Raw genomic sequence first — 12,816 nt, forward strand, 5'->3', positions numbered from 1 at the left:
CCGCCGGGGGCGTGGGGGTCTCGACAGGCTCGACCGCCGGGGGCGTGGGGGTCTCGACAGGCTCGACCGCCGGAGTCGACGTGGTCTCGGCAAGCTCGACCGCCGGGGGCGTAGGGGCCTGGACAAGCTCGACCCCCGGGACAACGCGGTCGAGACAAGCTCGACCACCGGGACAACGCGGTCGAGACAAGCTCGACCACCGGACAACAGCCTCTCAACAAAAGGCGGGCGACAGACGTGTCGCCGGCAGAAGTCGGGCGAACGGGTGCGCGAGCAGACCCGGAAGGGGCAGACTTCGCGCATCCCGAACGCTAAGGAAGCGACGATGACCCGACTCCAGCTGGCCCGGACGGCGGTCTTCGTCGCGTTCGCGATCCAGGGACTGACCTTCGCTTCGCTGATCACCCGGCTGGAGTCGATCCAGTCCAAGCTCGACCTCAGCGCCGCTGATGTGTTCGTCGTACTCGGCACCACCACCGCCGTCGGAGCCGTCGGCAGCGTCGTAGCCGGTCACCTCGCCATCCGGATCGGCAGTGCCACGACCCTCTCGCTGATGCTCGCCGGCGCCTCCGTGACCGCGGTCGCGCCCGCGTTCGCGCCGACCATGGCGACCCTGCTGGCGCTGATCGGCGTCTACGGCTTCTTCCTCGGCGGCGTCGATGCCTCGATGAACATGCAGGGGACCGCCACCCAGGACGCGTACGGCCGCCCACTCATGAACGGCTTCCACGCGATGTGGAGCGCGGCGGCCGTGCTCGGGGCCGTCTACGCGACGGCGACGATCGCCCTCCACGTACCTCTGGGGATGGACATGATCCCCATCGCTCTCGTCGGTCTGGCCGCCAACGCCGCCACGTTCCGGCTCCTCCTCGCGGGCTCGTCGGAGGTCTCGACAAGCTCGACCACCGGGGTGGCGTCGGAGGTCTCGACAAGCTCGACCACCGGGGTGGCGTCGGAGGTCTCGACAAGCTCGACCACCGGGGTGGCGCCGGAGGTCTCGACAAGCTCGACCCGGGCGCTGCCGTGGCTGCCGCTGCTCCTGGTCGCGGTGCCGACGTTCGCGATGTGGTTCATCGACTCGGCGGCCTCGGCGTGGGGCGGTATCTATGTCGTCGACGGCTTGGGTGCCGCGGCGGCGGTGGCGCCGGCGATCTATGCGGGCTACCAGCTGGTGCTTTTGGCCGTACGCCTCCCCGGCGACCACCTCGTCGCCCGATTCGGCCCGGAGAGGGTGATCCGGACCGGCGGGATCGTCGGCGTGGGTGCCCTGGCGCTGATCGTCGTCGCACCTCATTGGAGCGTGGCGGCCGTCGGCTTCGCGATCCTGGGCGGCAGCCTCGCGATGGTCCCGCCGCAGTCGTTCGTGGCCGCCGCGCACATCTCCCCGGAGAACGCCGAGGCGGCGATCGCGCGGGTCAACCTGGCCAACTATGCCGGCTATCTCGCCGCCGCCTCGCTGATCGCCGCGGTGGCCGAGATCTTCGGTGAACGCTCGATGTTCGTCATCCCGCTCGCCGTGGCCGTCCTGATCCCGCTGATGGCCCGCCGTTTCGCGATCCGGCCCGCCGCGACGTACGAAACCGAAGATTTCCCCGCCGTTTCTTGACTCATTCAAGATTTGGCGCAAGACTCTGACACGTGGGGAACGAGACGTACGAAGAGCTGCTGCGGGGGGCCTCGCTGCGCGTCACCCGACCCCGAGTGGCCGTGCTGGGTGCTGTCTCCGAACATGCGCACGCCGACACCGAGACGATCCTCGGGGCAGTGCGCGAGAGGCTTCCCGACGTCTCCCACCAAGCCGTCTACGACTCCTTGGCCGCGCTCTCGGCGGCCGGGATCGTACGCCGCATCCAACCGTCCGGCTCGGTGGCTCGCTACGAGTCCCGGATCGGGGACAACCACCACCACGTGGTCTGCCGTTCCTGCGGGTCCATCGCCGACGTCGACTGCGCCGTCGGCGATGCGCCCTGCTTGACGGCATCGGACGACCACGGCTTCGTCGTCGACGAGGCCGAGGTCATCTATTGGGGCACCTGCCCGAAGTGTCAGGCCGCCAGCGGAGCAAGTAAGTGATCCGAACAACGAGGATTGGAACCAGATGTCTGAAGAGTCCGTGGGTAAGTGCCCGGTCATGAATGCCGGCCGCGTTCACCCGACCGGCGGCAGCGCCAACCAGGAATGGTGGCCGAACAAGCTCAACCTGAAGATCTTGGCGAAGCACAACCCTGTGGCCAGCCCGGTCGACCCTGACTTCGACTACAAGGCGGCGTTCGAGGCGCTCGACCTTGCCGCCGTCAAGGCCGACATCGCCGCAGTCCTGACCGACTCCAAGGACTGGTGGCCGGCGGACTTCGGCAACTATGGCCCGTTCATGATTCGTCTTGCCTGGCACGCCGCGGGCACGTACCGCAGCCACGACGGCCGCGGCGGCGCCGGCAGCGGACAGCAGCGCTTCGCGCCCCTCAACTCCTGGCCCGACAACGTCTCGCTCGACAAGGCTCGCCGCCTGCTGTGGCCGGTCAAGGCCAAGTACGGCCAGTCGCTCTCCTGGGCGGACCTGTATGTGCTGGTCGGCAACGTCGCCCTGGAGACCATGGGCCTGAAGACCTTCGGCTTCTCCGGTGGCCGCGCGGACGTGTGGGAGCCCGACGAGGACGTCTACTGGGGTCCGGAGAACGTCTGGCTCGACGATGCTCGCTACACCGGTGACCGCGACCTCGAGGCGCCGCTCGCCGCGGTTCAGATGGGTCTGATCTACGTCAACCCGGAGGGCCCGAACGGCAACAGCGACCCGGCCTCCTCCGCGGTCGACATCAAGGAGACCTTCCGCCGGATGGGGATGGACTCCGAGGAGACCGTCGCCCTGATCGCGGGTGGCCACACCTTCGGCAAGACCCACGGCGCCCACCCCGACGACCAGCTCGGCCCCGACCCGGAGACCGCTCCGCTGGAGAACCAGGGTCTCGGCTGGAAGAACGGCCACGGCACCGGTTCCGGCGCCGACGCGCTCACCTCTGGTCTCGAGGTCACCTGGACCTACCACCCCACCCGCTGGGACAACGAGTTCTTCCACATCCTCTACGCCTACGACTGGGAGCTCAGCGAGTCCCCGGCCGGCGCCAAGCAGTGGAAGCCGAAGAACAACGGCGGTGCCGACCTCGTCCCCGAGGCTCACGGCGAGGGCAAGCGCGAGCCGCGCATGCTCACCTCCGACCTCGCCCTGCGCGTGGACCCGGAGCTCGACGCGATCTCGCGCCGCTTCAAGGACGACCAGGACGCCTTCGCGGACGCCTTCGCTCGCGCGTGGTTCAAGCTGACCCACCGCGACCTGGGTCCGAAGAGCCGCTACGCCGGCCCCGAGGTTCCTGCCGAGGACCTGGACTGGCAGGACCCGCTGCCCGCCACGGGCGGCGCGATCGACGCAGCCGCGATCGACGCTGCGAAGAGCGCGATCGCCGCGTCCGGTCTGACGGTCCAGCAGCTCGTCTCCACCGCGTGGAAGGCCGCCGCGACCTACCGTGACTCCGACAAGCGCGGTGGCGCCAACGGCGGTCGCATCCGTCTGGAGCCGCAGGTCTCCTGGAAGGTCAATCAGCCCGACGAGCTCAAGCCGGTCCTGGCCGAGCTCGAGGAGATCGCCGCGACGACCGGCGTCTCCTTCGCCGACGTCGTGGTGCTCGCCGGTGGGGTCGGTGTGGAGCAGGCCGCGAAGGCCGGTGGCTACGACGTGACCGTCCCGTTCACCCCGGGCCGTGTCGACGCCACCCAGGAGCAGACCTCTGAGGAGCAGTTCGCCTGGCTGGAGCCGGTCTCCGACGGCTTCCGCAACTACGACTCCGGATTCCTGAAGCTGCCGAGCGAGTTCCTCCTCATCGACCGCGCCAACCTCCTGGGCCTCTCCGCCCCCGAGACGACCGTGCTCGCCGGCGGTCTGCGCGTGATCGGCAACAACTGGGACGGCTCCGACCTCGGCGTACTCACCGAGAAGCCGGGCACGCTGACGAACGACTTCTTCGTCAACCTCGTGGAGTGGCAGGAGTGGACCCCCTCCGCGGACGAGCAGACCTACACCTCGTCCAACGGCTGGAACGCGTCGCGGGTCGACCTGGTCTTCGGCGCCAACTCCGAGCTCCGTGCCCTCGCTGAGCACTACGCGTCGAGCGACGCCAAGGAGAAGTTCGTCGGCGACTTCGTCAAGGCGTGGGTCAAGGTCATGGAGAACGACCGCTTCGACCTGAAGAGCTGACAAGACGCTGACAAGTTGCAGTGAGCTGAGGCCGTACGCCGCGGCGTACGTCTGATCCCGGAGGCCGGTCCCGCAAGGGGTCGGCCTCCGGTGTCATACCCGCCCCGGTAGGATCAACGGCCGCCGTCTCGGGCCTCTCGCTGTGTGGGGGAGGGAATCAGCTGTCTATGTCAGGTGAGAGCAATGGAACAGCGGAGCGCCGAGCCTCCGAAGGGCCCCACCGGGCCGCCACCGTCCTGGCGACCGCCTCCGCCTCCAGCCCCTCGGATTCCAGGCCAACCAGCAGGACAACACCACGCCACGCCCAGCCGTCCGGGTGCTCGCCGGGCGACGCCCACGCCGTCCTGGGCCTCGGCCTGGGTGGCCAAGGCGGAGCCGGCCAAGGCCTGGGCCGCTGAGAAGTGGGCGTCGAGGAGCTCGACCCCCAAGGGCGCAACCAAGGGCGCACCAGCCACGAGCTGGCGACACTGGGGGAAGCTCTCGGCCAAGGTGGCGCTGGTCGGGTTCCTGGCCATCGCGCTGATCGGTTCGGTGACGGCGATCGTGGCCTACAACCGGATCTCGGTACCCGACCCCAACGCCGCCTTCGAGGTCGAGACCTCCTTCGTCTACTACAACAACGCGAAGACCGAGCTCGGCCGCTTCCAGGAGGGTGACCAGAACCGGATCAAGCTCGATGCCGACGAGATCCCGGAGATGGTCAAGCAGGCCGTGGTCGCCGCCGAGGACCGTACGTTCTACGACAACAGCGGCGTCGACGCCGCCGGCATCCTGCGGGCCGCCTTCTCCAACACCACCGAGGGCACCTCGTCGGGTGCGTCCACGATCACCCAGCAGTACGTCAAGAACTACTACCTCAACGCCGAGCACTCCTACTCGCGCAAGCTGAAGGAAGCGGTCATCGCCCTGAAGCTGACCAGGCAGAAGAGCAAGGACCAGATCCTCACCGACTACCTCAACACGATCTACTTCAACCGCGGGGCGTACGGCATCGAGGCGGCCGCGAAGGCCTACTTCGCCAAGTCCACCAAGGACCTGTCGCTGCGAGAGACGGTCGCGCTCGCCGCGATCCTCAACAACCCGCGTGGGTTCGACCCGGCGAGCAGCTCCTTCCGCGGCGAGGAGGAGCTGCTCGGCCGCTATCAGTACGTCCTGCGGGGCATGGTCGAGCTCGGCTCCCTGAAGCAGGCCGACGCCGACAAGGTGAAGGACGCGCTGCCGAAGTTCCCCGCCAAGACGGTCTCGAGCAGGCTGGGCGGCCAACGGGGCCATGCGCTGACCATGATCAAGGCCGAGCTGCTCGGCCTCACCGATGCCAAGGGCAAGCCGGTCTTCACCGAGGAGCAGATCGACAGCGGCGGTCTGCGGATCACCTCGACGCTCTCGCCGAAGGTCATGAAGGCCTCGGCGTCGGCGGCCAGGCAGGTGAAGCCGAAGAACCGGAAGGCGTACGTCAAGGGTGACCCCGAGCAGAAGAACGCGCTGCACGTCGCGACCGCGTCGATAGACGTGGACAGCGGTTCGCTGCTCGGCTTCTACGGCGGCCAGGACTACCTCGCCAGCCAGCACAACTGGGCCGCGACCGGCGGTCACGCGGGGTCGACGATGAAGGCCTTCGCCGCGGCTGCCGCGATCGAGAAGGGCTACTCGCTCGAGTCGACCTGGGCGGGGGACTCGCCGTTCACGTCCTACACGGGATCCGAGGTGGTCAACGAGGGCGAGCAGGCCGGGATCGCCGACGGGATGGACTACGGCCAGCACATCACCATGCTCAAGGCGATGGAGCAGTCGGTGAACACCGCCTTCATCGACATGACCGAGTCGATGGGTGGACCGGAGGCGGGTCGCAAGGCGATCTACGACACCGCGCTCGCGGCCGGCCTCCCGCCGGAGAAGGCCGATCCGACGCTCCCCGGTATTCCGGGCACGTCCAGCTTCCTGACCGATCAGGACGACCGGATCGCGCTGGGTGGGGCCAACGTCAGCCCGATCAACATGGCCAACGCCTACGCCACGATCGCCAACGGCGGCTATCGGCACGACGTACACGTCGTGAAGAAGGTCCGTGATCGCGCCGGCAACGTCCTCTACAGCTGGAACGGCCGCAAGAACGCCCGGCACGCGATCTCCGAGGACGTCGCGGCGGACGTCACCTACGCCATGCAGGGTGTGGTGCAGAGCGGCTCGGGGCAGAAGGCCCAGAGCATCGGCCGTCCGGTCGCCGGCAAGACCGGAACGGGCACGTGCACGAATGCACAGTACGTCTGCTCGTCGTGGTTCGTGGGCTACACCCCGCAGATCGCCACGGCCGTCCGCTACTCACGCGGCAACGGCGAAGGCAAGCTCGACGGTGGCTGGATGCCGTCCTACTTCGGTGCCGACTATCCCACGGAGACCTGGGCGGCGATCATGGCGAAGGCCATGGACGGCAAGGAGGTCGAGAGCTTCCCTGAGCCGGTCTACGTCGACGGCACCGACCCCGAGCCCGGTCACGAGGAGGAGCTGATCGCTCCGCCGCCCCCGCCCGAAGATGACGATGAGGAATGTGACCCCATCGCGGAGCTCTTCGGCGCCTGTGACGGCGACGAGGGGGACGGCGAGGGAGACGGCGAGGGCCGGCCGTGGGGCGACGGGCGTCCGGGGCGAGGCGACGACTGACGCAGAGATGACCGAATCGCGAGACGCATGCCCACGTATCGAGATGTCGGTTTGGCGAGCAGAGCCGGTCTCCGGCACCCTCTTGGGCAAGGTCACGACTGCCAGCGCGAAGCCCCGGCTTGCTGGCGGGCAACCCTCCTACGCGGTGGGGTGCTCCGGGTGACGACCTGGCTCGCGCCGAGGTGGCGTGGGCAAGCGCGTGCTTCTCCGGGCAACCCTGGGGGAGCCCTGATCCCGAGAAGGGTGACCCATGTCCCTGCTCCCGCTCGTCGGCTCGAACACCCAGGTCCCGCTGCTGGACGGCACCACGAGGACGTACGCCAACCTCGACGTCGCCGCGTCGGCGCCGGCGCTGCAGAGCGTGGCCGACCGGGTGGCCGAGGTGCTGCCCTGGTACGCCTCCGTCCACCGTGGCGCCGGCTATCTCTCCCAGGTCTCGACGGCTCTCTATGAGCAGTCGCGCGAGCAGATCGGCGACTACGTCGGCGCCCGCGAGGACGACGTCACCGTCATCACCCGCAACACCACGGACTCGGTGAACCTGCTCGCCGGCTGCGTACCCGGCCGGGTCCTCGTCCTCGACATCGAGCACCACGCCAACCTGCTCCCGTGGCACCGCGTCGCGGCAGGGGTGAGCGTGGTCGCGGGCCGGGACACCCTCGCCGGCACCATCGCCGCGCTTGCGGACGAGCTCGCCCGCGAAACGTATGCCCTCGTCGCGATCACCGGCGCCTCCAACGTCACCGGCGAGGCGGTGCCGGTCGGCGAGGTCGTCACCCTGGCCCACGCCCACGGTGCGCGGGTCTTCGTCGACGGCGCCCAGCTGCTCGCCCATCGCCACTTCTCGCTCGCGGAGAGCGACGCCGACTACGTCGCCTTCTCCGGCCACAAGCTCTACGCCCCCTATGGCGCCGGCGCCCTGGTCGGGCGCCGCGACTGGCTCGACGTCGGCACGCCCTACCTCGCCGGCGGGGGAGCGGTCGACGACGCCAGTCACGACTCGGGCATCGAGCTGGTCGAAACCTCGTGGCAACCCGCCCCCGCCCGCCACGAGGGCGGCTCGCCCAACGTCATCGGCGCGGCAGCACTGGCCGCTGCCTGTACGACCCTCGGCGGCCTCGCGGCCGCCGAGCTGGATCGTCACGAGGCATCGCTGAGGGAGCGCCTCGTGACCGGCCTGACCGCGTTGGCGGGCGTCGAGGTCGTACGTCTGTGGGCTCCAGAGGCGGAGCGCAAGACGACCGGCGGAGAGCCGGCCGAGCCAGTCGGTGTGGTGACGTTCACCGTGGCGGGCATCGAGCCCGGCCGGGTCGCCGCCTACCTCTCCGCCGAGCACGGCCTGGGCGTACGCGACGGTCGCTTCTGCGCACAGCCGCTCCTCAAGCGTCTCGGGCTGACCGGCGGCGCGGTGCGCGCGAGCATCGGCATCGGGACCTCGGTCGCCGACGTGGACCGGTTGGTGGCCGGCGTACGGTCCCTTGTGGAGGGTGACGTCCGGGGTGAGTACGTCCTCGTGGACGGTGTCTGGACGCTCGCCGAGGACCCGCGCCCGCTCGTCGGCCCGGCCGGCCTCACCCGCCTCGCCGACACCGCCGGCTCCTGCGGCGCCTCGGTCTAGTGGTCGGAGCCGATAGTTCGTCCCTGGTCCGTCGTCCGGGTGCGTGCGGGGCAAAGGCCACTTCGTTCAGACCTCCCCGCGAAGGCATACCGGGGTCTTTCGAGCGGGGGCAACGCCGCCCAGTGCGTGCCATGTCGGCGGACCAGGGACGAACTTGAGGCGATGACCACTAGCTCCCGCGCAGTCCGGTGGTCGAGCCTGTCGAGACCTCGGGATGGAATGACCTGCTCACGGTGTTGTGGAGATGTGAGCGAACGAGTGCATGGCGAGCGGAAGGTACGCGGCGGGAAGCTGGTCGTCGTCGACGCCACCGTCTCCGCGGACACGATCATCGACGTCGTCGTCTCGGGCGACTTCTTCCTGGAACCTGACGAGGCGCTGGGGTGGCTGACCGCGGCGCTGGAGGGGCAGCCGGCGGACGCCTCCGTCGACGAGCTGACGGTGGCCCTCGACGTGGCGGCACGTGATGCCGACCTGGTCGGCTTCGGCACCCGCGACGTCGCACTGGCGGTGATGCGGGCGCTTGGCCGGGCCACGACCTGGGACGACCTCGATCTGGAGATCGTCGAGACCGGCCCGCTGGAGCCGCGGGTGCAGATGGCCCTCGACGAGGTCATCGCCCGCCAGGTCGCCGAGGGCCGTCGCGCCCCCAACCTGAGGTTCTGGGACTGGGCGAGCGGCGCGGTCGTGATCGGCAGCTACCAGTCGCTCTCCAACGAGGTCGACGAGGCCGCCGCGGAGGGTCACGGCATCGAGGTCGTACGCCGCATCTCCGGCGGCGGCGCCATGTTCATCGAGCCCGGCAACACGATCACCTACAGCCTCGCCGTCCCCGACACGCTCGTGGCCGGGATGACGTTCCAGGAGTCGTACGCCTTCCTCGACGAGTGGGTGCTGCGCGGGCTGCGCAGCGTGGGGATCGAGGCGGCCTACGCCGGTCTGAACGACATCGCCTCGCCGGTCGGCAAGATCGCCGGTGCCGCTCAGAAGCGGGTCCCGGGCGGGGTGCTGCACCACGTCACGATGGCCTATGACATCGACGCGGACAAGATGCTCGAGGTGCTCCGGATCGGCCGGGAGAAGATGTCCGACAAGGGCACCAGGAGCGCGACCAAGCGCGTCGACCCGATCCGGTCCCAGACCGGGCTGAGCCGGGACAAGGTCATCGCGGCGCTGCTGACCGAGTTCGAGGAGAGCTTCGGAGCTGCGTACGTCGGGCTCGATCGGGCGACGCTCGACGAGGCGGCGGCGCTGGTCGAGAGCAAGCATGGGACGCGGGAGTGGGTCAATCGCGTGCCGTAGGCGCGTCGCTCGATCTCCAATACGTTTTGAGGCCGCCGACGGAGTCGGCGGCCTCAAAGTATTGGACTCCGCTGCTCGGAGCGTTCCTTGGATGAGATGGGGGGGTCCTCATTCACGACCGACATCACGAGCAGCGGAGCGCCGTCAGTCTGACACGCGCCAACTCACGCTCGCAATAGAAGATGCGCCCTCCGAGCGTATTTTCTGTCGGTCGATCTGCAGGGTGGAACTCATGGGGTATTGAAAGTACTGGACCAGAGGATTTGGACCGTAGTTTCCGGGTCTTCGGACCCAACTGGGCGATGGGCTCGAATGACGACGCGCGTCCAGGTCGGCTACCCTGGTGACATGCAGATGTCTGTCCTGCTTCTTAGGCAGCCGCGCTGACCCTGAGGGACACACCCAGGTCACGCGGCTACCCCTCCATGTGAGGGGCCCTTCTCATTTGTAGGGATCGTTCCAGAAGCAGTCTTGACGCACGACACTCGACAAGGACGAAAGACCAATGACGCAGGAGCAGGCCGAGCAGGCGACGTACGACGTCACCGAGCTGCAGGACAAGTGGCGCCCCATCTGGGAGAAGCTGGAGCCGTTCAAGGCCGGCCAGCGCGAGGGGGCCGAGAAGCGCTACGCGCTGACGATGTTCCCCTACCCCTCCGGTGACCTCCACATGGGTCACGCCGAGGTGACGGCCCTGCACGACGTACTGGCTCGATACTGGTGGCTGAAGGGCTTCGACGTCCTCAACCCGATCGGCTGGGACTCGTTCGGCCTGCCCGCCGAGAACGCCGCGATCAAGCGCAACGAGAACCCCGCCGGCTGGACCTACGCCAACATCGAGACCCAGGCGGAGTCGTTCAAGCGCTACGGCATCTCCTTCGACTGGTCGCGCCGTCTGCACACCTCCGATCCTGAGTACTACAAGTGGACTCAGTGGATCTTCCTGAAGCTGTACGAGGCGGGCCTGGCCTACCGCAAGAAGTCGCCGGTCAACTGGTGCCCCAACGACCAGACCGTGCTGGCCAACGAGCAGGTCGTCAACGGCGAGTGCGAGCGCTGCGGCGCGGTGGTCACCAAGCGTGACCTGACGCAGTGGTATTTCAGGACCACGGCCTATGCCGAGGAGCTGTACGACGGGCTGGACCAGCTGCAGGACACCTGGATCGGCAAGGTCGTCAACATGCAGCGCAACTGGATCGGCCGGTCCGAGGGCGCGCACGTCGACTTCGAGATCTCCCTGGCCGACGGGCAGACGAAGTCGGTCACCGTCTTCACGACCCGCCCGGACACGCTGTACGGGGCGACCTTCATGGTCGTCGCCGCCGATGCGGACCTGGCCGCCGAGATCGTCGCCCCGGAGCGCCGTGGCGACCTGGAGGGCTACGTCGAGGACGTACGCAAGGCCTCCGACATCGACCGGCTGGCGACGGACCGTCCCAAGACCGGTGTCGACCTGGGCGTCACCGCGACCAACCCGGTCAACGGCGAGCAGATCCCGGTGTGGGCCGCCGACTACGTGCTGGCCGACTACGGCACCGGCGCCGTGATGGCCGTCCCGGCCCACGACCAGCGCGACCTGGACTTCGCCAAGGAGTTCTCGCTGCCGGTGCGCCGCGTCGTGGACGTGCCGGGCGCGGACAACCCCGAGGAGACGTACGTCGCGACCGTCGGCGACGGTGCGTACGTGAACTCCGCCGAGCTGGAGGGTGTCGCCGACAAGGCGAGCGGGATCCACAAGATCATCGAGAAGCTCGAGGCCGAGGGCCACGGCAAGGGCACGATCAACTACCGGCTGCGCGACTGGCTGCTGTCGCGGCAGCGCTACTGGGGCGCGCCGATCCCGATCGTGCACTGCCCGGTCGACGGTGAGGTGGCGGTGCCGGACGACCAGCTGCCGGTGCAGCTGCCCGACCTGGCCGGAGCCGACCTGAAGCCCAAGGGCGTCTCGCCGCTGGCGGCTGCCTCGGAGTGGGTCAACGTGGCCTGCCCGAAGTGCGGTGGTCCGGCCACGCGGGACTCGGACACGATGGACACCTTCGTGGACTCGTCGTGGTATTTCCTGCGCTACCTGTCCGCGACCGACGAGAGCCAGGCGTTCTCCTCCGAGCTGGCCAGCGAGTGGGGCCCGGTCGATTTCTACCTGGGCGGCGACGAGCACGCGGTGCTGCACCTGATGTACGCGCGGTTCTTCACCAAGGCGCTGCGCGACATCGGTCTGATCGACTGGGACGAGCCGTTCTCGGCCTACCTGTCCCAGGGCAAGGTCATCAACGGCGGCAAGAAGATGTCGAAGTCGCTGGGTAACGGTGTGAACCTGTCGGATGTGCTGGAGGAGTTCGGTGTCGACGCGACCCGGCTGACCCTGGTCTTCGCCTCCCCGCCGGAGGACAACATCGACTGGGCCGACGTCTCGCCGGCCGGCTCGGTGAGGTTCCTGCAGCGCGCCTGGCGGCTGGCCGGCGACGTGACGTCGTCCCCGGGTGCTGATGTCACCGGTGGTGACGTCGCGCTGCGGCGTACGACTCACAAGACGGTCGCCGAGGCCGAGCAGCTGATCGAGTCCTACCGGTTCAACGTGGTCGTGGCCCGAGTGATGGAGCTCGTCAACGCGACCCGGAAGGCGATCGACTCCGGTGTCGGCCCCGCCGACCCCGCCGTACGTGAGGCCGCGGAGACCGTTGCGATCCTGCTGTCGCTGGTCGCGCCGTACACCGCCGAAGAGATGTGGGAGATCCTGGGGCACGAACCGACGGTCGCGCGAGCTGCGTGGCCCACGGTCGAGCCCCACCTGCTCGTGGAGGACGTCGTGACCGCGGTCGTCCAGATCAAGGGCAAGGTGCGCGCGCGCCTGGAGGTCTCGCCGTCCATCTCCGAGGCCGACCTGGAGGCCGCCGCGCTGGCCGACCCCGCGATCGCCGCGGCGATCGAGGGGCAGACCGTGCGGAAGGTCATCGTCCGGGCGCCCAAGCTGGTCAACATCGTCGTCTGATCC

The 12,816-nt window shown here is 68.7% G+C and carries 7 protein-coding genes and 1 riboswitch; all 7 genes read left to right on the forward strand.

The annotated features are described in order from the left end of the window. The first annotated feature begins 325 nt into the window (after window positions 1–325). The 7 genes from ACRDPS_RS14305 to leuS all read left to right on the forward strand — a co-directional run bounded on the left by ACRDPS_RS14305 (window position 326) and on the right by leuS (window position 12,813). Window positions 326–1,606 (forward strand): MFS transporter, encoded by a 1,281-nt coding sequence (locus ACRDPS_RS14305; RefSeq protein WP_431502316.1) that lies wholly within the window; start codon window positions 326–328, stop codon window positions 1,604–1,606. Between the two features lie 32 nt (window positions 1,607–1,638). Beyond that, window positions 1,639–2,073 (forward strand): Fur family transcriptional regulator, encoded by a 435-nt coding sequence (locus ACRDPS_RS14310; protein ID WP_431502317.1) that lies wholly within the window; start codon window positions 1,639–1,641, stop codon window positions 2,071–2,073. Between the two features lie 25 nt (window positions 2,074–2,098). After that, entirely contained in the window at window positions 2,099–4,246 is a 2,148-nt protein-coding gene (gene katG / locus ACRDPS_RS14315; RefSeq protein ID WP_431502318.1) for a catalase/peroxidase HPI, read from the forward strand. Window positions 4,247–4,606: 360 nt separating this feature from the next. Next, on the forward strand, window positions 4,607–6,904 hold the full coding sequence (locus tag ACRDPS_RS14320) for a transglycosylase domain-containing protein (protein ID WP_431502319.1): 2,298 nt from the start codon (window positions 4,607–4,609) through the stop codon (window positions 6,902–6,904). Window positions 6,905–6,994: 90 nt separating this feature from the next. Beyond that, window positions 6,995–7,108, forward strand: a riboswitch (SAM riboswitch). Between the two features lie 46 nt (window positions 7,109–7,154). After that, window positions 7,155–8,522, forward strand: coding sequence for an aminotransferase class V-fold PLP-dependent enzyme (locus ACRDPS_RS14325; protein WP_431502320.1), 1,368 nt, complete (start codon window positions 7,155–7,157; stop codon window positions 8,520–8,522). A 246-nt stretch (window positions 8,523–8,768) separates the two neighbouring features. Beyond that, the gene (locus tag ACRDPS_RS14330) at window positions 8,769–9,824 is read left to right on the forward strand and encodes a lipoate--protein ligase family protein (protein ID WP_431502321.1); all 1,056 of its coding nucleotides are present in this window, start codon (window positions 8,769–8,771) and stop codon (window positions 9,822–9,824) included. Between the two features lie 505 nt (window positions 9,825–10,329). Next, the gene (gene leuS / locus ACRDPS_RS14335) at window positions 10,330–12,813 is read left to right on the forward strand and encodes a leucine--tRNA ligase (RefSeq protein WP_431502322.1); all 2,484 of its coding nucleotides are present in this window, start codon (window positions 10,330–10,332) and stop codon (window positions 12,811–12,813) included. The last annotated feature ends 3 nt before the right edge of the window (window positions 12,814–12,816 follow it).

Source organism: Nocardioides sp., assembly GCF_050699375.1.
Lineage (GTDB): Bacteria > Actinomycetota > Actinomycetes > Propionibacteriales > Nocardioidaceae > Nocardioides.